Source organism: Streptomyces bugieae (assembly GCF_036352915.1).
Taxonomy (GTDB): Bacteria; Actinomycetota; Actinomycetes; order Streptomycetales; family Streptomycetaceae; genus Streptomyces; species Streptomyces endophytica.
Window position 1 is genome coordinate 196,566 of sequence record NZ_JAZBJP010000008.1, and the last position, 22,400, is coordinate 218,965.

General features: G+C 71.3%; 24 protein-coding genes and 1 rRNA gene. 16 read left to right on the top strand and 9 right to left on the bottom strand.

Features of this window, described 5'->3' with window-relative positions; translation table 11 throughout:
- Window positions 1–33: 33 nt before the first annotated feature.
- The 3 genes from V2J85_RS17305 to V2J85_RS17315 all read left to right on the top strand — a co-directional run bounded on the left by V2J85_RS17305 (window position 34) and on the right by V2J85_RS17315 (window position 1,326).
- Entirely contained in the window at window positions 34–153 is a 120-nt protein-coding gene (locus tag V2J85_RS17305) for an SGM_5486 family transporter-associated protein (RefSeq protein ID WP_261952231.1), read from the top strand.
- 265 nt (window positions 154–418) lie between these two features.
- On the top strand, window positions 419–721 hold the full coding sequence (locus tag V2J85_RS41360) for a hypothetical protein (protein WP_419836795.1): 303 nt from the start codon (window positions 419–421) through the stop codon (window positions 719–721).
- Between the two features lie 86 nt (window positions 722–807).
- Window positions 808–1,326, top strand: coding sequence for a SixA phosphatase family protein (locus V2J85_RS17315; protein WP_261952232.1), 519 nt, complete (start codon window positions 808–810; stop codon window positions 1,324–1,326).
- A 298-nt stretch (window positions 1,327–1,624) separates the two neighbouring features.
- Here V2J85_RS17315 and serB read toward each other — a convergent pair whose 3' ends face one another.
- Window positions 1,625–2,872, bottom strand: coding sequence for a phosphoserine phosphatase SerB (serB, locus tag V2J85_RS17320; protein WP_261952233.1), 1,248 nt, complete (start codon window positions 2,870–2,872; stop codon window positions 1,625–1,627).
- 651 nt (window positions 2,873–3,523) lie between these two features.
- On the opposite strand from serB, the gene V2J85_RS17325 reads away from it, so the two are divergent.
- Window positions 3,524–6,097, top strand: a complete 2,574-nt coding sequence (locus V2J85_RS17325) for an ABC transporter ATP-binding protein/permease (RefSeq protein WP_261952234.1) — start codon at window positions 3,524–3,526, stop codon at window positions 6,095–6,097.
- 105 nt (window positions 6,098–6,202) lie between these two features.
- Here V2J85_RS17325 and V2J85_RS17330 read toward each other — a convergent pair whose 3' ends face one another.
- The 4 genes from V2J85_RS17330 to V2J85_RS17345 form a co-directional block, all read right to left on the bottom strand.
- Window positions 6,203–6,952 (bottom strand): transglycosylase SLT domain-containing protein, encoded by a 750-nt coding sequence (locus V2J85_RS17330; protein ID WP_261952235.1) that lies wholly within the window; start codon window positions 6,950–6,952, stop codon window positions 6,203–6,205.
- 315 nt (window positions 6,953–7,267) lie between these two features.
- Window positions 7,268–7,969: a nitroreductase family protein gene (locus tag V2J85_RS17335; protein WP_261952236.1), complete on the bottom strand. Its 702-nt coding sequence runs from the start codon at window positions 7,967–7,969 to the stop codon at window positions 7,268–7,270.
- A gap of 16 nt (window positions 7,970–7,985) precedes the next feature.
- On the bottom strand, window positions 7,986–9,113 hold the full coding sequence (locus V2J85_RS17340) for an S-adenosylmethionine:tRNA ribosyltransferase-isomerase (RefSeq protein WP_330822099.1): 1,128 nt from the start codon (window positions 9,111–9,113) through the stop codon (window positions 7,986–7,988).
- Window positions 9,110–9,967, bottom strand: a complete 858-nt coding sequence (locus tag V2J85_RS17345) for an SDR family NAD(P)-dependent oxidoreductase (protein WP_330822100.1) — start codon at window positions 9,965–9,967, stop codon at window positions 9,110–9,112. The genes V2J85_RS17340 and V2J85_RS17345 overlap by 4 nt, the downstream gene beginning before the upstream one ends.
- A gap of 186 nt (window positions 9,968–10,153) precedes the next feature.
- Between V2J85_RS17345 and V2J85_RS17350 the strand changes: the two genes are divergently transcribed.
- From V2J85_RS17350 to V2J85_RS17375, 6 genes are all read left to right on the top strand, one after another.
- Window positions 10,154–11,299 (top strand): GAF domain-containing sensor histidine kinase, encoded by a 1,146-nt coding sequence (locus tag V2J85_RS17350; protein WP_261952239.1) that lies wholly within the window; start codon window positions 10,154–10,156, stop codon window positions 11,297–11,299.
- Window positions 11,292–11,939, top strand: a complete 648-nt coding sequence (locus V2J85_RS17355; RefSeq protein WP_315975388.1) for a response regulator — start codon at window positions 11,292–11,294, stop codon at window positions 11,937–11,939. Before V2J85_RS17350 ends, V2J85_RS17355 begins: the two co-directional genes overlap by 8 nt.
- A gap of 219 nt (window positions 11,940–12,158) precedes the next feature.
- Window positions 12,159–12,401, top strand: coding sequence for a chaplin (locus V2J85_RS17360; protein WP_315975389.1), 243 nt, complete (start codon window positions 12,159–12,161; stop codon window positions 12,399–12,401).
- Between the two features lie 172 nt (window positions 12,402–12,573).
- Window positions 12,574–12,819 carry a chaplin gene (locus V2J85_RS17365; protein WP_261952240.1) on the top strand — a complete coding sequence of 82 codons (246 nt, stop codon included), beginning with the start codon at window positions 12,574–12,576 and terminating at the stop codon, window positions 12,817–12,819.
- Window positions 12,820–12,919: 100 nt separating this feature from the next.
- Window positions 12,920–13,165 (top strand): chaplin, encoded by a 246-nt coding sequence (locus V2J85_RS17370; RefSeq protein ID WP_261952241.1) that lies wholly within the window; start codon window positions 12,920–12,922, stop codon window positions 13,163–13,165.
- A 62-nt stretch (window positions 13,166–13,227) separates the two neighbouring features.
- The gene (locus tag V2J85_RS17375; RefSeq protein WP_261952242.1) at window positions 13,228–13,473 is read left to right on the top strand and encodes a chaplin; all 246 of its coding nucleotides are present in this window, start codon (window positions 13,228–13,230) and stop codon (window positions 13,471–13,473) included.
- Window positions 13,474–13,592: 119 nt separating this feature from the next.
- On the opposite strand, the gene V2J85_RS17380 is transcribed toward V2J85_RS17375, so the two are convergent.
- On the bottom strand, window positions 13,593–14,408 hold the full coding sequence (locus V2J85_RS17380) for a hypothetical protein (RefSeq protein ID WP_261952243.1): 816 nt from the start codon (window positions 14,406–14,408) through the stop codon (window positions 13,593–13,595).
- 108 nt (window positions 14,409–14,516) lie between these two features.
- On the opposite strand from V2J85_RS17380, the gene V2J85_RS17385 reads away from it, so the two are divergent.
- The 4 genes from V2J85_RS17385 (at window position 14,517) to V2J85_RS17400 (ending at window position 17,699) form a co-directional block, all read left to right on the top strand.
- A complete protein-coding gene (locus V2J85_RS17385; protein ID WP_330822102.1) occupies window positions 14,517–15,308 on the top strand; it encodes an ABC transporter ATP-binding protein in 792 nt (263 codons plus the stop codon).
- An 86-nt stretch (window positions 15,309–15,394) separates the two neighbouring features.
- Window positions 15,395–15,808: an NfeD family protein gene (locus V2J85_RS17390; protein ID WP_261957188.1), complete on the top strand. Its 414-nt coding sequence runs from the start codon at window positions 15,395–15,397 to the stop codon at window positions 15,806–15,808.
- 101 nt (window positions 15,809–15,909) lie between these two features.
- Window positions 15,910–16,854, top strand: coding sequence for an SPFH domain-containing protein (locus tag V2J85_RS17395; RefSeq protein ID WP_261952245.1), 945 nt, complete (start codon window positions 15,910–15,912; stop codon window positions 16,852–16,854).
- 77 nt (window positions 16,855–16,931) lie between these two features.
- Window positions 16,932–17,699: a sulfite exporter TauE/SafE family protein gene (locus tag V2J85_RS17400; protein WP_330822103.1), complete on the top strand. Its 768-nt coding sequence runs from the start codon at window positions 16,932–16,934 to the stop codon at window positions 17,697–17,699.
- Window positions 17,700–17,733: 34 nt separating this feature from the next.
- On the opposite strand, the gene V2J85_RS17405 is transcribed toward V2J85_RS17400, so the two are convergent.
- From V2J85_RS17405 to V2J85_RS17415, 3 genes are all read right to left on the bottom strand, one after another.
- A complete protein-coding gene (locus V2J85_RS17405; RefSeq protein ID WP_261952247.1) occupies window positions 17,734–18,237 on the bottom strand; it encodes an HNH endonuclease in 504 nt (167 codons plus the stop codon).
- 414 nt (window positions 18,238–18,651) lie between these two features.
- A complete protein-coding gene (locus V2J85_RS17410; RefSeq protein ID WP_261952248.1) occupies window positions 18,652–19,191 on the bottom strand; it encodes a YbhB/YbcL family Raf kinase inhibitor-like protein in 540 nt (179 codons plus the stop codon).
- Window positions 19,192–19,232: 41 nt separating this feature from the next.
- Window positions 19,233–20,015 (bottom strand): sporulation protein, encoded by a 783-nt coding sequence (locus V2J85_RS17415; RefSeq protein ID WP_201802173.1) that lies wholly within the window; start codon window positions 20,013–20,015, stop codon window positions 19,233–19,235.
- A 162-nt stretch (window positions 20,016–20,177) separates the two neighbouring features.
- On the opposite strand from V2J85_RS17415, the gene V2J85_RS17420 reads away from it, so the two are divergent.
- Both V2J85_RS17420 and V2J85_RS17425 read left to right on the top strand, forming a co-directional pair.
- Window positions 20,178–20,828, top strand: a complete 651-nt coding sequence (locus V2J85_RS17420; RefSeq protein WP_330822104.1) for a DNA-3-methyladenine glycosylase — start codon at window positions 20,178–20,180, stop codon at window positions 20,826–20,828.
- Between the two features lie 596 nt (window positions 20,829–21,424).
- Window positions 21,425–22,400 (top strand): 16S ribosomal RNA (locus tag V2J85_RS17425); the annotation flags it as partial.

Genomic DNA, 22,400 nt, shown 5'->3' on the forward strand with positions numbered 1-22,400 from the left:
CACGGTCGGATCCGCGGGTGCGACACTGGGCCCATGCCAGTGCTCGAACCGAATCCGCAGGGCAGCCAGAAGAAGCTGCTCCTCGTGCTGGGCCTCATGCTCGGTGTGACCGTCGTCGTCGCGATCATCGCGAGCATCGCCGCGCCACGGTGACGCACGCCGCGGCGGGCGGTGTGCGGCGGGCCGCTGGGATACGGCCGGTACTGGCGGTACCGGCGGTGCTGCCGGCCCCGCCGGGGCGACGGCGGTGGGGATACCCCCCCGTCCCCTAGGGGGCCGGTATCAGGGGTAAGTGGGGGGCTTCCCGGATGGGAACGGCCGCCGGTGATCCGTAGCTTCGGAGTACACCGCACAGCGCGGTGGCCGAGCCGCGGCCCGCGGCCCGGCGCCCCTTCGATGCGTCACGGAGGCGATCCCCATGTCCGCCGCGTTCAGCCGGTCACCCGCAGCCCCGGCCGCCCGCCTGCGGAGGACCGGTGGCCCGCGGACGCACGGCCCCCGGACGCACGGGCTGCGGATACCCGGCCTGCGGATGCCTCGGCTGCGGACGCGCGGTCTGCGGGCGCGGCTGCCGTGGTGGGCGCTGGCGCTGCCGGTGGTCTCCTTCATGGCCCTGCTGGCGCTCGTGGCGAGCCCCGCCCGGGCGAGTGCGGCGAGCGCCCCGCAGGGGTTCGCGGTGCTGCTCGAGTACCTCGTGGGAATCCTCCGGATAGGTGCCTGAGCGCCCCGGTTGCCCGCTGTCACCCGGCAGGGGGAGCGCTTCAACACCCCGCGCCCCGCGCCGCCTTTCATGCGAAGCTGGGACGCATGAGCGTCGATACACCCCGCCGGATTGTCCTCCTCCGCCATGCCAAGGCCGAATGGTCGGAGACCAGCGATCATGAGCGTCCGCTCGCCGAGCGTGGCCGCAAGGACGCCCCCGTCGCCGGCCGCTGGCTGGCCGGCTCGGGCGTCACCCCCGACCTGACGTTGTGCTCGACGTCGACGCGCACCCGCGAGACGTGGAAGCTCGCCGTCCATGAACTCCCCCAGCGACCCAAGACCGTCTACGACGAGCGGATTTACGAGGCCTCCCTCGGCGAGCTCATCGCCCTGCTCAACGAGACCTCGGACGATGTCACCGACCTGCTGCTGGTCGGGCACAACCCGGGCGTGCACGCCCTCGCGGACGCGCTGTCGGGGGAGTCCGACGGTGATCTCCTGCCGCGGATGAACCGCAGCGGCTTCCCGACCGCCGCGATCGCCGTGGTCGCCTTCAACGGCTCGTGGAAGTCGGTGGAGCACGGCGTCGGCCGGCTGATCGCGTACTGGACGCCGCAGGGCTGAGCGCCCACCGCGCCCGGGCGCCGCAGGGCCGAGGTCCCCGGTCCGGCAGCCGTCGCCGTCCCACCGCACGAGACGCCCGGGCGAGACAGCGAGCGGGGCCCCGGCACACCGCCGGGGCCCCGCTCGTGTGTCGGCCCGTCCTCGGGCTCACGTACCGGCGCGTCCCGCAGGCCCGCCTCCCGGTGCCGGGACTCCCCGGCCCGAGCCGGCTGCGCCCCGCCCACCCCGTGAGCGTGTCGCCCCCCGCTCGCTCTGCGACGGGTCGTCCCCGCTCACTCCGCGTACGTGTCGCCCCCGCTCACTCCGCGTGCGTGTCCGCTGCCTCGACCTCTTCGCGGGTGATGCCCAGCAGGTACAGCACGGTGTCCAGGAACGGCACGTTCACGGCCGTGTGCGCCGCCTCCCGCACCACCGGCTTGGCGTTGAAGGCGACCCCGAGACCGGCCGCGTTGAGCATGTCGAGATCGTTGGCGCCGTCACCGATCGCCACGGTCTGGTCCAGCGGCACCCCGGCCTGCTGCGCGAAGTCCCGCAGCAGCCGCGCCTTGCCCGCCCGGTCCACGATGGGCCCGGTGACCCGGCCGGTGAGCTTGCCGTCGACGATCTCCAGGGTGTTGGCGTTGGCGAAGTCCAGCCCCAGCTCCTCCTGCAGCGCGTCGGTGACCTGGGTGAAACCGCCCGAGACGACGCCGACTTGATAGCCGAGCCGCTTGAGCGTCCGTACCAGGGTGCGGGCGCCCGGGGTGAGCCGCACCTCCTTGCGCACGGCCTCCACCACCGACTCGTCGAGCCCCGCGAGCAGCTCGACCCGGGCGTGCAGCGACTGCTCGAAGTCCAGCTCACCGCGCATCGCGGCGGCGGTCACCTCGGCGACCTCGGCCTCGCAGCCCGCGTGCGCCGCGAACAGCTCGATGACCTCGTCCTGGATCAGCGTCGAGTCGACGTCCATCACGACCAGCCGCTGGGCCCGGCGCTGCAGCCCGGCCGCCACCACGGCGACGTCCACGCCCAGCTGCGCGGCCTCCAGCGCCAGCGCCGTGCGCAGCGCCTCGGTGGCCGCACCGGAGACGGCGAATTCGACGGCGGTCACCGGATACTTGGCGAGCCGGAAAATACGGTCGATGTTGCCGCCGGTGCCCGTTATGGCGGCGGCGATGGCGGCGGTGGACTCCGCGGTGAGCGGGTGGCCGAGCACGGTGACGTGCGAACGCCCCGTGCCGCGCGGACGGTTGTCACCCCGGCCGGAGATGATCTCCGCCTGGAGGTTCAGGGATTCGGCCCAGCTGTGCACGGTGGCCCGCAGGTCCCCCTCGGAGGAGCCGGTGGTGCCCTCCCCGGGGGAGGGGCTGGTGACCAGTGCGCACAGCGTGATGCGCCCCCGGGTCACGACCTGCTCGATGTCCACGACATCGACGGAGTAGGCGGCGAGGGTGTCGAAGAGACCTGCGGTGATGCCGGGCCGGTCCTTCCCGAAGATCTTCACGAGAAGGGTCGGTACGTCATCGCCCGGTACGGCGGTGGCAGGCGGGATCTGCGATGCGCTCATGGTGCCCTTACGGTAACCGCCGGGCCGTCGCGCCCGTACGGCTGTCCGGGGTTCGGACCGCGGCGGCACGGTCCGCCACCGGCCCGCACCCCTCGCGGTGGGCCCGCCGGCCGCGGCCCCGGCGGCCCCGTCGATCGTTATGGAGTCGTGTCCGGCCCGCACGGATCCGCAGGTCGGGACAACCCCGGCGGAAAACCCAACCTCCTTGGCCCGCCGCGGGGTTCGGCCCGTCGCGGCCGGCGCGTGCCGAGGGCGGAGCACATCCGGAGCACGCACGCGGCAGCCCGCGCACGGAGGGCCGGCGCACCGCGCACGGACCGCGGCCATGATCCGGATGATGTCCGCTTCCTCCCATGATGCGGCTTACGCGGCCGGTCCGCACGGCCTCCCGGACCGGCTCGTGCGGCCTTCCCGCCGAGGGGCGCCGCTCCCGTCCGGACCTCCGCCCGTCCGGTACACCCGTAATCCGGTGATCCCTGCGGATCCATGGGTTCTTCCCGCGCTCCGGGAGTGTTTGGCGGGCCCCGCGGAAACCGTCTGCACCCCGGCCCCGTCCCGGTTTCCGGTCCACGGGCCGAGCCTGAAATAGTTCCTCACGATGTTCGCCATCCCTAGACTTCCCGCACAGGGCGTCACTCGGGGGACTATGTAATGGGGCATGGAGTGCCTGAACTCGTACTCGAATTGAACGGAAGGACCTGGACGCTCGACGCGTCCCGGTCCTACAACGTGGGCCGTGATCCGCAGGGCGACATGGTGCTCGACGACGCCAGGGTCTCCTGGCGGCACGCCACCGTGCGATGGGGCGGCCGCAGCTGGATCATCGAAGACCACGGCAGCACCAACGGCACCTACGTCCAGGGCCAGCGGATCCACCAGACGGAGATCGGCCCCGGTTCCGCCGTGCATCTGGGCAACGCCACCGACGGCCCCCGGCTGACCCTGTCCGCCGCCGCGCAGCCCGCGATGACGCCGCAGCAGCAGCCGGCCGCCCAGGGGTGGCAGGCGCCCCCCGCGCACCAGGCGCCGGGCCAGCAGCCGCCCGTTCACCAGCAGCCGCCCGCCCAGCAGGGCTGGCAGGCGCCGCCGCAGGGCCAGCAGCCGCCGTACGTCCCGCCCCAGCAGGCCGTACCCCAGCAGACGCCGCAGGGCGTCCCCCCGCAGCAGGCCCGCCGGCCCCAGGAGCGCCCGGCGCCCCAGGCCGGCGGCGCACCGGCCGGCGACCGCAGCCCGACCACCTTCCACCGCCTCGACATGGGCCGGGTGATGCGGATCGGCCGTGCGCTGGAGAACGAGCTGGTCGTCTCCGACCTCCAGGTCTCCCGCCACCACGCCGAATTCCACGCCACCCCCGACGGCCGCTTCGAGATCCGCGACCTCGGCAGCCACAACGGCACCTACGTCAACGGCCAGCCGGTCCCCAAGTCCGGCAAGGCCCCCGTCGGTCCGAACGACATCATCGGTGTCGGCCACTCCACGTTCCGGCTGGTCGGCGACCGCCTGGAGGAGTTCGTCGACACCGGCGAGGTCTCCTTCTCCGCCCGCCACCTCACGGTCACCGTCGACGGCGGCAAGCAGATCCTCAAGGACGTCTCCTTCGGCGTCCCGGAGAAGTCGCTGATCGCGGTCATCGGCCCGTCCGGCTCCGGCAAGTCGACGCTGCTCAAGGCGCTCACCGGCTACCGCCCCGCCAACGAGGGCGACGTCCTCTACGACAACCGCAACCTCTACAAGGAGTTCGCGGCGCTCCGGCAGCGCATCGGCCTGGTCCCGCAGGACGACATCCTGCACAAGGAACTGACGGTCCAGAAGGCGCTGCGCTACGCCGCCAAGCTCCGCTTCCCCGGCGACACCGCGGAGTCCGAGCGCGAGGCCCGGATCGACGAGGTGCTGCACGAGCTCAAGCTCCACGTGCACAAGGACAAGAAGGTCACCTCGCTCTCCGGCGGCCAGCGCAAGCGCGTCTCGGTGGCCCTGGAGCTGCTGACCAAGCCGTCGCTGATCTTCCTGGACGAGCCCACCTCGGGCCTCGACCCGGGCATGGACCGCGATGTGATGCAGCTGCTGCGCGGCCTCGCCGACGACGGCCGCACGGTCCTGGTCGTCACCCACTCCGTGGCCGAACTCGGCCTCTGCGACAAGCTGCTGGTGATGGCGCCGGGCGGTGGCGTGGCCTACTTCGGCCCGCCCGAGGAGGCGCTGAACTTCTTCCAGTACGACAGCTGGGCGGACGTCTTCTCGGCCTTCGAGAACTACCGTGACTACGACTGGATGGGCCGCTGGCGCGGCTCCCCGCACTTCCAGATGTACGCCGCGGACATCGACGCCACCGCCCCGCAGTCGGTGGCCGTCCAGCCGCCGCCGGCCCGCATGCAGAAGTCCCAGAGCTGGGGCTCGCAGCTGTGGACGCTGATGCGGCGGTACGTCTCGGTGCTCGCCTCCGACCGCGGCTTCCTGGGCCTGATGCTGATCCTGCCGGCGGTGCTCGGCGTGGTCTCGATGCTGATCCCCAGCGACTACGGCCTCGGCTACGGACCGCTGAACCGGCACCGCACCAACCGCGACGCCAGCACGATCATGCTGATCCTCGCGGTCGGCATGTGCTTCTCCGGCGCCGCCAACTCGGTCCGTGAGCTGATCAAGGAGCGGGTCATCTACGAGCGCGAACGGGCCACCGGCCTGTCGCGGTCGGCGTACCTGATGTCCAAGGTGATCGTGCTGGGCGTGGTGACCGCCGTGCAGGGCGTGATCATCGCGGCGATCGGCTTCTCGACCCGGAACATGCCCACCGAGGGCCTGATCCTCCCCAAGGCCCCGGCGGTCGAGATGGCGCTGGCGATCATCGCGCTGGGCTTCACCTCGATGATGTTCGGCCTGATCATCTCCTCGCTGGTCAAGACCGCCGAGAAGACCATGCCGCTGCTGGTCATGTTCGCCATCGTCCAGGTGGTCTTCACCGGCGTGCTCTTCCAGCTCTTCGACACCGTCGGCGTCGCCCAGGTCGCCTGGCTGATGCCGTCCCGCTGGGCGGTCGCCGCGATGGGCGCGACGGCCGACATGAACACCCTGCTGCCGTGGGAGCTGGGCAACCCCGACCCGCTGTGGAAGCACCAGACCGGTGTCTACGTGATGGACATGATCATCCTGATCAGCCTCGGCGTCGGGCTGGCCTTCGTCGTCGCGCGGCTGCTGCGCCGCCACGAGCCGGAGGTCATGCGCAAGTAGCGCCCGGCCCGTACCGCATACGCCGAGGGGCGGCACCCGACTGCGGGTGCCGCCCCTCGGCGGTCTGTGCGCGTCCCCCTGCGGACCGACCGGTCAACCGGCCGCTCAGTAGGCCGAGTTGACGTTGTCCATCGAGCCGTACTTGTCGGCCGCGTAGTTGCAGGCGGCGGTGATGTTGGCGACCGGGTCGTAGATGTTCCAGGAGGTGCCCGCGACGTGGTACGCCTTGAAGGTCGGGTCGATCACCTGCAGCAGGCCCTTGGACGGGATGCCGTTCTGGGCGTTGATGTCCCAGAGGTTGATCGCCATCGGATTGCCGGAGGACTCCCGGATGATGTTCCGGTAGATGCCGTTGTACGAGCCGGGGATGCCCTTCTTGGCCATGACGTCCAGCGACTCGCGGATCCAGCCGTCGAGGTTGTTCGGGTAGGTCTTCACGGCCGGCTTCGGCGCGGCGGCCGGGATCGCGGTGCGGACGGCGGAGCGGCTCGCGGCCTGCTTCGCCTTGCGCTCCTTCTCGGCCTTGGCCTTCGCCGCGGCGGCGGCCTTGGCCTTGGCGGCCTTCTCGGCGGCGGCCTTCTTCGCGGCGGCCGCGGCCGCGGCCTCGGCCTTGCCCTTGGCGGCGGAGGCGTCGGCCTGCTTGGCGATGGTGACCTGCTGGGCCCTGGCGGCCGTGCCGACGGCGCTGAAGGCGACCGGCTTGACGTTCTCGACGGCCGTGGCCTGGGTCTTGCCCTGGTCGGCGTCCGCACCCGGAACGGCGGCGAAGATCAGAGCTGCGGCACCGGCAGCGGTGACACCGGCGACACCGAGCTTGTGCGTCCGGTTGAGGCGGGAAAGAGCGTGCTTGGGCATGGCGGGACAGACCTTCCGAAGGGGGAACGTCGCACGGGCCTTGAGCGGCGGCCAACGCCGAGTTCTGACCACGGCGCCGAGCGACGGGAGCCATTCTTAGCGGCCGAAAATTGCCCCGGCAAAGGTGTGACGTACGAAGCGGGTTAGTGGAACCAGTACGCGGAATATTGCGTCCCGAATGGACAAATCCCTGGTCAGGTGGGATTTCTTTGGCCACTAACCCGGGTCGTAAGTGATTTACGCCCTATTGGCGGCGTCACAGCCCGAAGGGGAAGGTCTCGCCAGGAGTAATTGCAAACGCACAGCCTGTATGCGCTACATCTCCACCAGCACCTGATCCAGGCTCTTCCGTACCAAATCGGGCACTTCGCACTCCGGTGCCGGATAGCCCACCGGGATCACCGCGAACGCCTTCTCGTTCGCCGGCCGCCCCAGCACCTCCTGCAGGAACCGCATCGGGCTGGGCGTGTGCACCAGCGCCGCCAGCCCCGACAGATGCAGCGCGGACAGCAGCATGCCGACGGCGATCCCCACCGACTCGTCGACGTAGTAGTGCTTGCGCCTGCTGCCGTCCGCACCCAGCCAGTGGCGCTGCCGGAAGACGACGATCAGGTGCGGGGCGTCGGTCAGATGCGGCTTGACCTCGTCCGTGCCCAGCGGCCGCAGCGCCGCCAGCCACTCCTCGCCCAGCCGCCCCTGGTAGGACCGGCGCTCCTCGGCCTCCGCCGCCGCCCTGATCCGGCGCCGCACCCCGGGGTCCTTGACCAGGACGAACGTCCAGGGCTGCTGATGGGCCCCGGACGGCGCGGTCGCCGCACAGGCGATCGCGTCCTTCACCACCTGCTCCGGCACCGGGTCGGCGGCGAACTGCCGGACCGTGCGCCGCCGGCCCATCCGCTCCCGCAGCGCGGCGGCCCGGGCCAGCGACTCGGCCGCGGGCATCCGCGCGGGCCGGTACGGCACCGGCCGGTAGGGCTCACCGTGGGCCGGCGTCCAGTTCCTCGTTACCTGTGTCATGCACCGAGTCTCGGACTCAGCCCGGCAGCAGCAGATGCAGATCGCCGAATTCGTGCCACAGGTAGCGCCGCTCCACCGCCGCCTCGTACGCCCGCTCCAGCGCGGCCCGGTCCGCGGTCGCCGACGCCACCGCCCGAAGCATCAGCAGATGGGAGGCGGTCGGCTCGTGCAGCCCGGTGAGCAGGCCGTCCACCGCCCGCACCCCGCGCTCCGGCGTCACCACCAGGTCCGTCCACCCGGCCGCGGCCCGCACCCGCCCGTCCGCACCGGCCGCCGACTCCAGCGCCCGTACGGCCGTCGTGCCCACCGCGACGATCCGGCCCCCGGCGGCCCTCGGCGCGGCCCTGCGGCGGGCCCGTGCCGCGTTCACCAGCCACGCCGTCGCCGCCGGCACCACGAAGCGCTCCGGGTACGGCGGCTCGAAGGCCTCCGCCGACGCCACCCCCGTGTGCAGCGAGATCGGCGCGAACTGCACCCCCCGGCTCACCAGCCGCGCCACCAGCTCCGCGGTGAACGGCCGGGCCGCGCTCGGCATCTCCGCGCTCCCGGCGCCGGGGGAGTCCACCGCGAACACCGTCCGGTACGCGGCCGGCGGCTGGTCCCGGTCGGTGTAGCCGTACCGGATCGGCCGCCCGTGCCGCCGCAGCAGCTCCGGCACCCGCAGCCCGGACGGCCGTGCCCACCACAGCCGTACGCCTCCCGGGTCCACCGGCGCCTCCAGGGTCAGCCGTGCGCCGCCGGGCAGCCGCACCACCGTGCCGGCCGGACCGCCGGCCCGCGGCACGGTGCTGCCCCGGCCGTCCGGGCTGCGCAGCTCCACCGCCCAGCAGCCGGCCACCGCCGGGCCCGCCGGATGCCACCGGTCGGCCCGGGTCGAGAAGTGCACCACCACCGGCTCGCCGCGCCCCCGGCCGTCCCCGGTCCGGCCGTCCACCGCCGCCGGCAGGGTCCGTGAGGTGTTCACCACCAGCACGTCCCCGGCCCCGAGCAGCTCCGGCAGCTCCCGGAAGACGTGATGCGCGGGCTCCCGCGTCCCCCGGCTCACCAGCAGCCGTACGTCGTCCCGGCCGAGCCCCGGGCCGCGCTGCTCGGCCGGCACCCGTGCCGACAGCTCCTCCGGGACCCGCAGCGCCTGGGCGATCACCGGGAGCCCGCCCCGCCGGACGTACCGCTGCCGGCCGCGGTCAGCAGCTCCGCCGCCGTGTACCGGCCGCTGGGGGCCGCGTCGTCCAGCAGCCGCAGCAGTGCCGGTACGACCGTCTCCGGCAGCGGTCGGTCCGCGTCGTCGTCCGGTACCGCGGCCGCGTACAGATCGGTCCCCATGTCGCCCGGATCGACCCACCACACCCGCAGCCCCGGCTCCTCCACCGCGAGCACCGCCGACTGCTGGTCCAGCGCCGCCTTGGCCGCTCCGTAGCCGCCCCACGTCGGGTACGCCTCGACGGCCGCGTCCGAGCTGATGCCGAGGACCGCCCCGCCCGGACGCCTTTCCGGCCGCACATCCGAGGCGTCATAATAGGGTGAATCGGACATTTCTCTACCTTCCGGTTCCCCTATATAAGGAGCAGCACCCCTATAAGGGGAATCGGACCCATACGATTCCCAATAGGAGGACTGCCGCAAAAGCGGCAAAGCCGCCTGAACAATCCCCAGCGGTGCCACCACATTCACCTCCAGCGCCCGCCGCAGCCCCTCCAGCGGCAGGTCCGCCAGCCGCACCAGCGGCTCCGCCCCCAGCGCGCTCGCGTTGTTCACCAGCAGATCCAGCCCGCCCAGCTCCCCGGCCGCGGCCACCAGCGCCGCCCGGTGCCCGGCGTCCGCCACGTCCCCCGGCAGCGCCACCACCCGGGTCCCCGCCCCGGCCAGCGCCCGCGCCGCCTCCTCGAGCGGCCCGGCGGACCGCGCGTCCACCACCAGATCCCAGCCCCGTACGGCCAGCGCCCCGGCGAGCGCCCGACCCAGCCCCTTCGACGCCCCCGTGATGATCGCCACCGGCATGATCACGTCCCCTTCCGCCCGGGCCGGACACCCCGGCCCGCGCCCTCACCGTAGGAACGCCGCCACCCGCCGGGCGTCGGCCGCCGGACCGGCCCCGGCCAGGGCATTCGGCCTAGGTCCGTGGTCCCGGCCACCGGATGCCGCAGGACCGATACGGCCCGCCCGACCCGCCGGTACGGTGAAGCCATGACCAACGGACCGGGAGCCGGGATCCCCGCGGTGAGCACCGCGATCCTGGCCATGAGCAGGCATCTTGAGGTGCGCGACGTCCTCAAGACGATCGTGGCCTCGGCCCGCGAACTGCTGGACGCCGAGTACGCGGCCCTGGGGGTGCCCGACGACCACGGCGGCTTCGCCCAGTTCGTCGTCGACGGCGTCAGCGCCGAGCAGTGGAAGGCCATCGGCCCGCTGCCCCGCCAGCACGGCATCCTCGCCGCGATGCTGCACAACGCCACCCCCGAACGGCTCGCCGACGTCCGCCAGGACCCCCGCTTCGGCGGCTGGCCCTCGGCCCACCCGGACATGCGGGACTTCCTCGGCCTGCCGGTCGCCGACGGGGACGAGATCCTCGGCGCCCTCTTCCTGGCCAACAAGCGCTGCCCCAAGCCGGACGGCGGATGCGGCTTCACCGAGGACGACGAGCACCTCCTCGGCATACTCGCCCAGCACGCCGCCATCGCCCTGACCAACGCCCGCCTCTACGAACGCAGCCGCGAGCTGACCATCGCGGGGGAGCGGGCCCGGCTCGCCCACGAACTGCACGACGCGGTGTCCCAGAAGCTGTTCTCGCTCCGGCTCACCGCCCAGGCCGCCACCGCCCTCGTCGACCGCGACCCGGTCCGCGCCAAGGACGAACTCCACCAGGTCGCCGCGCTCGCCGCCGAGGCCGCCGACGAACTCCGCGCCGCCGTCGTGGAGCTGCGGCCCGCCGCCCTGGACGAGGACGGCCTGGTCGCCACCCTGCGCTCACAGACCCAGGTCCTCGACCGCGCCCACTCCGCCCACGTCACCTTCGCCGCCCACGGCGTCCGCGCGCTGCCCAACGCCCAGGAGGAGGCCATGCTCCGGGTCGCCCAGGAGGCACTGCACAACGCCCTGCGGCACTCCGGCGCCGAGCAGGTCGAGGTCACCCTCTCCCGCGCCGGCCAGGGCGCACTGCTGCGGATCGCCGACGACGGCTGCGGCTTCGACCCCGGCACGGTCCGCCGGGCCGGCCGCCACCTCGGCCTGGTCTCGATGCACGACCGCGCCGGCGGCGTCGGCGGAACGCTCACCGTGCAGTCGGAGCCCGGCAAGGGCACCGCTGTCGAGATGGAGGTGCCCGGTGGCTGACACCCGACCGATCCACGTCCTGCTCGTCGACGACCACCAGGTCGTCCGGCGCGGGCTGCGCACGTTCCTGGAGGTCCAGGACGACATCGAGGTGGTGGGGGAGGCCTCCGACGGGGCCGAGGGCATCGCCGCCGCCGAACAACTCCGCCCGGACGTCGTCCTGATGGACGTCAAGATGCCCGGCACGGACGGCATCGAGGCCCTCCGCAAGCTCCGCGAACTGGACAACCCCGCCCGGGTCCTGGTCGTCACCAGCTTCACCGAACAGCGCACCGTCGTCCCGGCCCTGCGCGCCGGAGCGGCCGGCTACGTCTACAAGGACATCGACCCCGAGGCGCTCGCCGCCGCCATCCGCTCGGTGCACGCCGGCCACATCCTGCTGCAGCCCGAGGTGGCCGGCGCGCTGCTCTCCCAGGAGGACGGCAACGGCGGCCAGGGACGCGGGACGTCGCTCACCGACCGCGAGAGCGAGGTCCTCGGCCTGATCGCGGACGGCCGCTCCAACCGAGAGATCGCCCGCGCCCTGGTGCTCTCCGAGAAGACCGTCAAGACCCATGTCTCCAACATCCTCATGAAGCTCGACCTCGCCGACCGGACCCAGGCGGCGCTGTGGGCCGTACGGCACGGAATCGGGGCCTGACCAGGCGCGAAGGCCGCCACGACCGGGCCGGCGGCGGCGCCGGCCCGGGGCCGGACGACCCTTCGGTACGACAATGCGTCAACCCGAACGTCGCCCGCCGGTCCGAGATTCATACTGTCGTGTAGCCGTAGCCCGTTCGGCGTATCCCTCCTCGTGCCGGGCCGTTGTCCAGAGCAGTCGTGACGGCTGGTCACGGCAACGGCAATGAGGAGCAGAGAAGTGAAGAACATCAAGCGGGTAGCGGCCGTCACGATGATGGCGAGCGGTCTCGCCCTCGCGGGCGCCGGCATCGCCTCCGCCCACACCCCGCAGGCGCAGGGCGCCGCGGTGCAGTCCGCGGGCATCGGCTCGGGCAACCTCGTTCAGGCCCCGGTGAAGGTCCCGGTGAACGTCTGCGGCAACACCATCTCGGTCGTCGGCCTGCTCAACCCCAACTTCGGCAACCCCTGCGTCAACTTCTGAGCGCAGCAGGGCCCTTGCGCGCGGCCCGTGTGACGATCCCGTCCGCGCGGGCCCGCACCGGACCGGCCCCCTCACCGCCGTGAGCGCGCGGCCGGTCCCCCCTCCCCACCCCGTCAGCCCCATCAGTGCTGTGCACCGGCTCTGTGCCCCCCTCACCGGAGGATTTCCCCGTATGAACACCGTCAAGAAGGCCGCCCTCGTCCTCGCCACCACCGCCCTCGGCCTCGGCGCCGCCGCCGGTTCCGCGTTCGCGCACGGCGGCGCGGACGCCAACGGCGAGGCCAAGAACTCCCCGGGCATCGTCTCCGGCAACCTCGTCCAGGCCCCGGTGCACATCCCCGTGAACGCCTGCGGCAACACCGTCTCCGTCGTCGGCATCCTCAACCCGACCTTCGGGAACGTCTGCGAGAACGTCTGACCGCCGCCGCGCCGGCCCCGTCGGCCGCGCGGAAGCCGTCACCACCCCTCTGTTTCTTTTCTCCTTCCGACCACTTCGCGCCACGCAAGGACCACATTTCATGAACACCGCCAAGAAGGCCGCCCTCGTCGTCGCCGGTACCGCCCTCGGTCTGGGTGCGGCCGCCGGTTCCGCCTTCGCCACCGACTGCCCGCAGGCCGCCGGCGCCACCACCACCTCTCCCGGCGTCCTCTCCGGCAACCTCGTCCAGGCGCCCGTGACCGTGCCGGTGAACGTCACCGGCAACAGCGTCAACGTCGTCGGTGTGCTCAACCCCGCCTTCGGCAACCGCAGCACCAACTTCTGAGCCGCCCCAAGCCGCAACCGTCATTGCGGTCCCGTGCCACCACGCAAGGAACTCACCTCACCATGAACACCGCCAAGAAGGCCGCCCTCGTCCTCGCGGCCACCGGCTTCGCCCTGACCGCCGCGGCCGGCTCCGCCTTCGCCACCAGCGGCGCCCAGGCCGACGGCAAGGCGACGATCTCCCCGGGCATCGGCTCGGGCAACCTCGTCCAGGTGCCCGTGCACGTCCCGGTGAACGCCACCGGCAACAGCGTCAACGTCATCGGCGTGCTCAACCCCACGTTCGACAACGAGAGCTCGAACAGCTGAGGTTGTCCGATCTGGGGTGAACAGCCCACCCTGCCCAGGGCTGTTCGGCCCATCTCGGCAACGGCCCCGTCGTCGACCACACAATGGTCCGGCGGGGCCCGCCCCTTTCCACCCCCTCGTCAGCCGCCGCGCCGCTCCCGCTCCTCCACGGCGGAGTTGTACGCCGCGACCTGCGCCCGGCGGGCCGTCCGCTCCACCGGACGCAGCGCCTCCGCGCGCGCCGCCATCTCCGACGCGCTCACCGCCGCGCCGTGCTCCGCGCCGTCCCCGCCGGCCTCGCGCGCGATGTCGATCAGCGCCCCGACCCGCTGCGCCAGCTCCAACACGCGCACCGCCCGTGGCGGATACCCCGGGGCGAGCACCTGACGGCCGGCCTCCGCCCGCGCCCGGTAGGCTGCCAGCGCCGCCTGCGCCACCGGACCCGCCCCGGCCACGTCCAGCTTCGAGAGCACCTCGGTCGCCTCCCGCAGCGCCTCCGCCAGCTCCCGCTCCGCCTCGCCCAGCGACGGCACGTCCGCCGGCGGCGCCTCCCGCACCGGCAGGCACCGCCAGACCACCTCGACGTGCACATCGGGCGCCGCCCCGCCCTCCGGCCCGGCCTCGTACGTCTCCGGGACCAGGCCCAGCCCGGCGCCGGTGACGATCACCGCCTCCTCGGCCTCCAGCGCGCGGGCGTTGAATTCCGGCGGCCCGCACAGCCCCAGCGGATGGCCGGGCACCGGCAGCGCCACCCGCAGCCCGACCGCGCCGAGCGCCCGCAGCCGCCCCAGCGCGAGCGTCAGCCCGACCGGCGTCTCCTCCCCGGGCAGACCGGCCACGCGGTGCACCGCGTCGTCCTCCGCGATACGGTGCACCGCTTCATCAGGTGAGACAAGCCCGGCCAAAAGGGCATTTCCCCATGCCGCCAGCCGGCCTGAACGAGGTTCCTTGAGCATGGCCCCCAGCCTAGGGAACGGCACTGACAACGAGTGGCGTAGGTTTGCAGGGGGGCTGCGCCTACAGGTGCACGCGACGACCGAGATGCAATGGGAGACAACGCGCTCATGAGCGATGTGCTGGAGCTGGTGGACGTATCCGTGGTCCGCGAAGGACGGGCTCTGGTGGACCAGGTCTCCTGGTCGGTCAAGGAGGGGGAGCGCTGGGTGATCCTCGGCCCCAACGGCGCCGGCAAGACCACCCTGCTGAACGTCGCCTCCAGCTACCTCTTCCCGACCCAGGGCACCGCCTCCATCCTCGGCGAGCAGCTCGGCAAGGTCGACGTCTTCGACCTCCGGCCGCGCATCGGCATCGCCGGCATTGCGCTCGCCGACAAGCTGCCGCGCAGCCAGACCGTGCTGCAGACCGTGCTGACCGCGGCGTACGGCATGACGGCCCACTGGCAGGAGGACTACGAGGACGTCGACGAGCAGCGCGCCCGCGCGTTCCTCGACCGCCTCGGGATGAACGACTACGTCGACCGGAAGTTCGGCACCCTCTCCGAGGGCGAGCGCAAGCGCACCCTGATCGCCCGGGCGATGATGACCGACCCCGAGCTGCTGCTGCTCGACGAGCCGGCCGCCGGCCTCGACCTCGGCGGCCGCGAGGACCTGGTCCGCCGCCTCGGCCGCCTCGCCCGCGACCCGTACGCGCCGTCGATGCTGATGGTCACCCACCACGTCGAGGAGATCGCCCCCGGCTTCACCCACGTCCTGATGATCCGTCAGGGCAAGGTGCTGGCCGCCGGCCCGCTCGAGCTGGAGCTCACCTCCCGGAACCTCTCCCACTGCTTCGGCGTGCCCCTGGTCGTCGAGCGGGTCGGCGACCGCTTCACCGCCCAGGGCCTGCCGCTGGCCTGAATGCCCGTCCGCCCGGCCACCGCTGACCGATCGCGCCCTGTCCCCGGGCCGCCGTACGGATCTACCATGAGCCCGTGGATCCATGGGTGTGGTGGCTGATCGCCGCCGTAGGACTGGGTATTCCGCTCGTCGTGACCGCGATGCCCGAATTCGGGATGCTCGCGGTCGGTGCCGCCGCCGGTGCCGTCACCGCAGGGCTCGGTGGCGGCACGGTCGCGCAGTTCCTCGTGTTCGCCGCCGTCTCCGTCGCGCTGGTCGCCGTCGTACGCCCCCTCGCCAACCGCAGCCGCGGCCAGGGCCCCCAGCACCTGTCCGGGATCGACGCCCTCAGGGGGAAGAGCGCCACGGTCCTGGAGCGGGTCGACGGCGGTGACGGCGGCCGCATCAAGCTCGCCGGCGAGATCTGGTCCGCCCGCGCCCTCGACGGCGACCGGGTGTACGAGCCGGGCCAGCAGGTCGACGTCGTCGAGATCGACGGCGCCACCGCCGTCGTCATCTGACCCGAACACGCTGCGCGACGAACCACGTCTCTGAAAGACTGATCAACGGCAAGCCGGTCACCGGCCGGCACGGACCAGCAACGAAGGGCACGGGAGCCGCTGTGGGATCCGCCATCATCATCGTCCTGATCATCCTGGTGGTGCTCGTGTTCATCGCACTCATCAAGACGATCCAGGTCATCCCCCAGGCCAGCGCCGCCATCGTCGAACGCTTCGGCCGCTACACCCGCACCCTCAACGCCGGCCTGAACATCGTCGTCCCGTTCATCGACTCGATCCGCAACCGCATCGACCTCCGCGAGCAGGTCGTGCCGTTCCCGCCGCAGCCGGTGATCACCCAGGACAACCTCGTCGTGAACATCGACACCGTCATCTACTACCAGGTGACGGACGCCCGCGCGGCCACCTACGAGGTCGCCAGCTACATCCAGGCCATCGAGCAGCTCACCGTCACCACCCTGCGCAACATCATCGGCGGCATGGACCTGGAACGGACCCTGACCTCCCGCGAGGAGATCAACGCGGCCCTGCGCGGCGTCCTCGACGAGGCCACCGGCAAGTGGGGCATCCGCGTCAACCGCGTCGAGCTGAAGGCCATCGAGCCGCCGACCTCCATCCAGGACTCGATGGAGAAGCAGATGCGCGCCGACCGTGACAAGCGCGCCGCGATCCTCCAGGCCGAGGGTGTCCGGCAGTCCCAGATCCTCACCGCCGAGGGTGAGAAGCAGTCCTCGATCCTGCGCGCCGAAGGTGAGGCCAAGGCCGCCGCGCTCCGCGCCGAGGGCGAGGCCCAGGCCATCCGGGTGGTCTTCGAGTCCATCCACGCCGGCGACCCGGACCAGAAGCTGCTCTCGTACCAGTACCTCCAGATGCTCCCGAAGATCGCCGAGGGCGACGCCAACAAGCTCTGGATCGTGCCCAGCGAGATCGGCGACGCCCTCAAGGGCCTCGGCGGCGCCATCGGCAACTTCGCCCCGCCGACCGGCGGCGGCTCCATCCCCAAGCCCAGCACCCCGAAGCACGAGACGCCCCCGCTCGACGACTGAGCCCGCCTCCGCCGCCGCCCGCACCCCTGGTGCATGATCGGGCAGGACCACACCGAGCATGCACGGGGGGAGCCAGCATGACCTTCTGGGAAGCCGCCGCCGTCCTCGTCGCCGGAGTCGGCGCCGGCACGATCAACACCATCGTCGGGTCCGGGACCCTGATCACCTTCCCGGTGCTGCTCGCCCTCGGGCTGCCGCCCGTCACGGCCAACGTCTCCAACACCCTGGGCCTGGTGCCCGGCTCGCTCAGCGGCGCCTTCGGCTACCGCCGCGAACTCGCCGGCCAGCGCCGACGCCTGCTCCGCTTCGGGCTCGCCGCCCTCCTCGGCGGCCTCGGTGGCGCGATCCTGCTGCTGGCGCTGCCCCCGGAGGCGTTCGCCATGGTCGTTCCCGCGCTGATCGCGGTCGCGCTCGTCCTCGTCGTCGCCCAGCCCTGGCTCTCGGCCCGCCTCCGCGCCCGCCGTGCGCGCAACGGCACCACCGCCCACCCCGACGGCGGCCCGGTCCTGCTCCTCGGACTGCTGCTCGCCAGCGTCTACGGCGGCTACTTCGGCGCGGCCCAGGGCGTGCTCTACATGTCCCTCATGGGCCTGCTGCTCGACGAGGACCTCCAGCGCCTCAACGCCCTCAAGAACGTCCTCGTCGGCGGCGTCAACGGCGTCGCGGCGGTCTTCTTCCTCTTCGTCGCCCGCTTCGACTGGACCGCGGTCGCCCTGATCGCCGTCGGCTCCACCCTCGGCGGCCTGCTCGGCGCCAAGATCGGCCGCCGGCTGCCGCCGACCGCCCTGCGCGCCGTCATCGTCCTGGTCGGCCTGGCGGCCATCGCCCATCTCCTGCTCAGATAGCGGGAGTTGGGCGACGGCCGACAGCCGAACGGCGCTACGCCGGCAGCGCCAGCCACTCCGGCAGACCGTCCCGCACCGACACCCCCAGCGTCGACAGCAGCGCATCCGCCGGCGTCGGCTCGAACGGCCGCCGCAGCAGCTGCATTCCGGCCTGCTCGGGCGTACGGTCCGCTTTGCGGTGATTGTCCTCCGCGCACGAGGCGACGGTATTCAGCCAGGTGTCCCCACCACCGTGCGACCGCGGCACGACGTGGTCCACGGTCGTCGCCCGCCGCCCGCAGTACGCGCACCGGTGCTGGTCACGCACCAGCACCCCGCGCCGCGACCACGGCGCCCGTCTTCGGAACGGCACCCGTACGTATCTGCTCAGCCTGATCACCTGCGGCACCGGTACGTCCACCGAGGCGGCCCGCACGCGCATCCCGGGGTGGGCGTGCTCGATGACCGCCTTGTCCTGCATGACCAGCACCACCGCACGCCGCAGCGACACCGTCGCCAGCGGCTCGAAGCTCGCATTCAGCACCAGCGTCTCGCGCATCCCGTCCACCTCCCGGACCCGCTCCGCCCCCGCGGCGAAGTTGCTCCACTGTGCAGCGGCAGGTATTCCCCGAACAACGCAATTTCCGCATGCCACAAGGGAAATGGCGGACGAGCACGAGATGAAGACCGGGTGATCCGGCGACGGTGCACACCTGAGGACCGCACGGGTCGCGACCGGTCGAAAAGAGTGCGCTCCGGGTCCCGCCCCCGTGAAACACGCGGGACCCGGAGCGAACGGCAGCCGGCGCGGACGCCCGGCACGAGGCCGGGCTCCGGCAAGCGGCCGGCGACACACCTGCGCCCCGCCGCTCCCGCCACTGCGGTACCGACTGCCCGACGCCCTGATGAGGGGCGGCGGCACAGGTACCACTCTGCGTGCCGGAAGCGCCGGGGCGCAACGGAATTACGGCGCTCAGCCCTGCGCCGGCACCTCGTACTCGCCGATCAGCTGGGCCCGCCCGATCGCGTGGAACCGCAGGTTGAAGCCCACCACCGCGGGCGAGGCGTCCGCATCGGGCCCGAGCTTCTCCTGGTCCACCGCGTAGACCGTGAACACGTAACGGTGCGGGCCGTCCCCGGGCGGCGGCGCCGCCCCGCCGAAGTCCCGCGTCCCGTAGTCGTTACGCGCGTGCACGACGCCCTCGGGCAGCCCCTTCATGTCCCCCGAGCCGGCACCGGACGGCAGCTCCGTCACCGACGCCGGGATGTCGAACAGCACCCAGTGCCAGAAACCGCTGCCCGTCGGCGCGTCCGGGTCGTAGCAGGTGACGGCGTAGCTCTTGGTCCCCGAGGGTGCCCCTTCCCACCGCAGGTGCGGCGAGCGGTTCCCGCCCGAGTGGACCTGCTCCGGCCGCAGCGTCCCGCCCGGCTCCACCTCGTCGCTCACCACGGTGAACTCCGGTACCGGCGGATGGAAATCGTGCGGAAGCGGCCGCCGCTTCAGCTCGGACACATGAACCTCCTGGTCGCTCGCTGACACTCTGTCGGGCCAGGTTAGAGCCAGTTCCGCTTACCGCCGACCTCCGCCAGCCACTGGTGGAGATAAGCCGCCCAGTCGGTCCCCTCGAAGTCGTGCAGCCCCACGGTGAACGACCGGTAGGTGTCCGACCCCTCGGAGAACAACCCCGGCTTCTTGTCCATCTCCAGCACGACGTCCATCTCCCGGTCGTCCGCCACGAAGGACAGCTCGACCTGGTTCAGCCCGCGGTACTGCTGCGGCGCGTAGAACTCGATCTCCTGGTAGAAGGGCAGCTGCTGCCGCGTGCCCCGGATGTGCCCCTGCTCGAGATCCGCCGCCTTGAAACGGAACCCCAGCCGCCCGAACGCGTCCAGGATCGCCTGCTGCGCCGGCACCGGATGCACGTTGACCGGGTCCAGATCACCGGAGTCCACCGCCCGCGCGATCGCCAGCTCCGTCGTCACCCCGACGCTCATCCCGCGCAGATGCGTGCCCAGGAACGTGGTGATCGGCGTCTCCCACGGGATCTCCAGCCCGAACGGCACGGTGTGCGCCGCCCCCGCCTGCACCTCGAAGGCCCCGCCCAGCTGCACCTTCGTGAACTGGATGTCCCTCTTGTACTCCTCGTCGCCGCTCTCGACCTCGACCCGCGCCTGCAGACCGACCGACAGCCCCTGGATCTCCTGGGCCACCGACCCGCCCTGGATCCGCACCTCGCCCTGCACCACACCGCCCGGGACGACGTTCTCCTCGAAGAGCACCGTCTCCACCGACGCACCCCCGGCCCCCAGGCTCGCCAGCAGCTTCTTGAATCCCATGCTCGTCCTCCCCAGGCACAGCGCCTGTGCTCCATTACGACCTGCGGGTCGCTACCTACGAACGCGAACCGGCACGGGCCGGTTCCACGGCCCACACCTTCCCAACCCCGCCGCCCAGCTGGCCAGCCGGCACCCCTGACGGTTCCACTACGCTCGATCCGCATGACCGACGTACCGGAACGAATGCCGCTCAACCGCGACTTCTTCGACCGCCCCGTCGTGGAGGTGGCCCCCGACCTGCTGGGCCGCACCCTCCTGCGCCACACCCCCGACGGCCCGATCGAGCTCCGGCTGACCGAGGTGGAGGCGTACGACGGCGAGGGCGACCCGGGCTCCCACGCCTACCGCGGCCGCACCGAACGCAACGCCGCGATGTTCGGCCCGCCCGGCCATGCGTACGTCTACTTCATCTACGGCATGTGGTTCAGCCTCAACGCGGTCTGCGGCCCCGAGGGCCGGGCGAGCGGTGTCCTGCTGCGCGCCGGCGAGATCCTCAGCGGCGCGCACCTGGCCGCCGCCCGCCGCCCCAAGGCGCGCAGCGCGCACGAGCTGGCCAAGGGCCCGGCCCGCCTGGCCACCGCCCTCGACATCGACCGCACCCTCGACGGCACCGACCTCTGCCGCGGCGGCGACGCCCCCTTGTCCCTGCTCCACGGCGCCCCGCCCACCCCCGACCGGGTGCGCAACGGCCCCCGCACCGGTGTGGGCGGAGACGGCGCCCACCACCCCTGGCGCTACTGGATCGACGGCGACCCGACGGTCAGTCCCTACCGCCGTCACGTGCCCCGCCGCCGCGCCACCTCGGCTACTTGACTCTGCTTGCCTGACCGCCTAACGTAGCCCGAGCCGCTGGAGACGGACAGCGCTTTCTGCGCCCTCCGCCAGGTGGCACAAACCAACTACTTCCGCACGATTCCCTGACGGGATCGACTTTCGCGTTGCCGAAAATCGATCCGGGCGACTCGATTATGAGTCGCCAAGGAAATTCGCTAAAGTGGTGACACGCCGAGGGGCCGCCGCAAAGGCACTCCGAAGCACTCCGATGAAATCGGAAGCCGGAATCGAAAGAAACCGGATCTGATAAAGTCGGAACCGCGAAGAAGCCGAAAGGCCGAAACGCACCGGCGAAAATCAGGACCGCGAGGATCTGATAGAGTCGGAAACGCAAGACCGAAGGGAAGCGCCCGGAGAGCCTGGTGAAACAGGCACAAAGGAAGCGTCCGTTCCTTGAGAACTCAACAGCGTGCCAAAAGTCAACGCCAGATATGTTGATACCCCGTCTACCGGACCGGATGGTCTGGTGACGAGGTTCCTTTGAAGAAAACACAGCGAGGACGCTGTGAACCGAGGGATTATTCCTCCCTCTGGTTCCGCTCAACGCGAGTGTTCGCCGGGAGTACCCGGAAGCATTCACGGAGAGTTTGATCCTGGCTCAGGACGAACGCTGGCGGCGTGCTTAACACATGCAAGTCGAACGATGAACCTCCTTCGGGAGGGGATTAGTGGCGAACGGGTGAGTAACACGTGGGCAATCTGCCCTTCACTCTGGGACAAGCCCTGGAAACGGGGTCTAATACCGGATACGACACGGGGTCGCATGACCTCCGTGTGGAAAGCTCCGGCGGTGAAGGATGAGCCCGCGGCCTATCAGCTTGTTGGTGGGGTGATGGCCTACCAAGGCGACGACGGGTAGCCGGCCTGAGAGGGCGACCGGCCACACTGGGACTGAGACACGGCCCAGACTCCTACGGGAGGCAGCAGTGGGGAATATTGCACAATGGGCGAAAGCCTGATGCAGCGACGCCGCGTGAGGGATGACGGCCTTCGGGTTGTAAACCTCTTTCAGCAGGGAAGAAGCGAAAGTGACGGTACCTGCAGAAGAAGCGCCGGCTAACTACGTGCCAGCAGCCGCGGTAATACGTAGGGCGCAAGCGTTGTCCGGAATTATTGGGCGTAAAGAGCTCGTAGGCGGCTTGTCGCGTCGGATGTGAAAGCCCGGGGCTTAACCCCGGGTCTGCATTCGATACGGGCAGGCTAGAGTTCGGTAGGGGAGATCGGAATTCCTGGTGTAGCGGTGAAATGCGCAGATATCAGGAGGAACACCGGTGGCGAAGGCGGATCTCTGGGCCGATACTGACGCTGAGGAGCGAAAGCGTGGGGAGCGAACAGGATTAGATACCCTGGTAGTCCACGCCGTAAACGTTGGGAACTAGGTGTGGGCGACATTCCACGTCGTCCGTGCCGCAGCTAACGCATTAAGTTCCCCGCCTGGGGAGTACGGCCGCAAGGCTAAAACTCAAAGGAATTGACGGGGGCCCGCACAAGCAGCGGAGCATGTGGCTTAATTCGACGCAACGCGAAGAACCTTACCAAGGCTTGACATAC

Bases quoted from the DNA above. Each gene is read 5' to 3' on its own strand.
- V2J85_RS17305 (WP_261952231.1), top strand. From the start codon at position 34: ATGCCAGTGCTCGAACCGAATCCGCAGGGCAGCCAGAAGAAGCTGCTC.
- V2J85_RS41360 (WP_419836795.1), top strand. From the start codon at position 419: ATGTCCGCCGCGTTCAGCCGGTCACCCGCAGCCCCGGCCGCCCGCCTG.
- V2J85_RS17315 (WP_261952232.1), top strand. From the start codon at position 808: ATGAGCGTCGATACACCCCGCCGGATTGTCCTCCTCCGCCATGCCAAG.
- serB (WP_261952233.1), bottom strand. From the start codon at position 2,872: ATGAGCGCATCGCAGATCCCGCCTGCCACCGCCGTACCGGGCGATGAC.
- V2J85_RS17325 (WP_261952234.1), top strand. From the start codon at position 3,524: ATGGGGCATGGAGTGCCTGAACTCGTACTCGAATTGAACGGAAGGACC.
- V2J85_RS17330 (WP_261952235.1), bottom strand. From the start codon at position 6,952: ATGCCCAAGCACGCTCTTTCCCGCCTCAACCGGACGCACAAGCTCGGT.
- V2J85_RS17335 (WP_261952236.1), bottom strand. From the start codon at position 7,969: ATGACACAGGTAACGAGGAACTGGACGCCGGCCCACGGTGAGCCCTAC.
- V2J85_RS17345 (WP_330822100.1), bottom strand. From the start codon at position 9,967: ATGCCGGTGGCGATCATCACGGGGGCGTCGAAGGGGCTGGGTCGGGCG.
- V2J85_RS17350 (WP_261952239.1), top strand. From the start codon at position 10,154: ATGACCAACGGACCGGGAGCCGGGATCCCCGCGGTGAGCACCGCGATC.
- V2J85_RS17365 (WP_261952240.1), top strand. From the start codon at position 12,574: ATGAACACCGTCAAGAAGGCCGCCCTCGTCCTCGCCACCACCGCCCTC.
- V2J85_RS17370 (WP_261952241.1), top strand. From the start codon at position 12,920: ATGAACACCGCCAAGAAGGCCGCCCTCGTCGTCGCCGGTACCGCCCTC.
- V2J85_RS17375 (WP_261952242.1), top strand. From the start codon at position 13,228: ATGAACACCGCCAAGAAGGCCGCCCTCGTCCTCGCGGCCACCGGCTTC.
- V2J85_RS17380 (WP_261952243.1), bottom strand. From the start codon at position 14,408: ATGCTCAAGGAACCTCGTTCAGGCCGGCTGGCGGCATGGGGAAATGCC.
- V2J85_RS17385 (WP_330822102.1), top strand. From the start codon at position 14,517: ATGAGCGATGTGCTGGAGCTGGTGGACGTATCCGTGGTCCGCGAAGGA.
- V2J85_RS17400 (WP_330822103.1), top strand. From the start codon at position 16,932: ATGACCTTCTGGGAAGCCGCCGCCGTCCTCGTCGCCGGAGTCGGCGCC.
- V2J85_RS17405 (WP_261952247.1), bottom strand. From the start codon at position 18,237: ATGCGCGAGACGCTGGTGCTGAATGCGAGCTTCGAGCCGCTGGCGACG.
- V2J85_RS17415 (WP_201802173.1), bottom strand. From the start codon at position 20,015: ATGGGATTCAAGAAGCTGCTGGCGAGCCTGGGGGCCGGGGGTGCGTCG.
- V2J85_RS17420 (WP_330822104.1), top strand. From the start codon at position 20,178: ATGACCGACGTACCGGAACGAATGCCGCTCAACCGCGACTTCTTCGAC.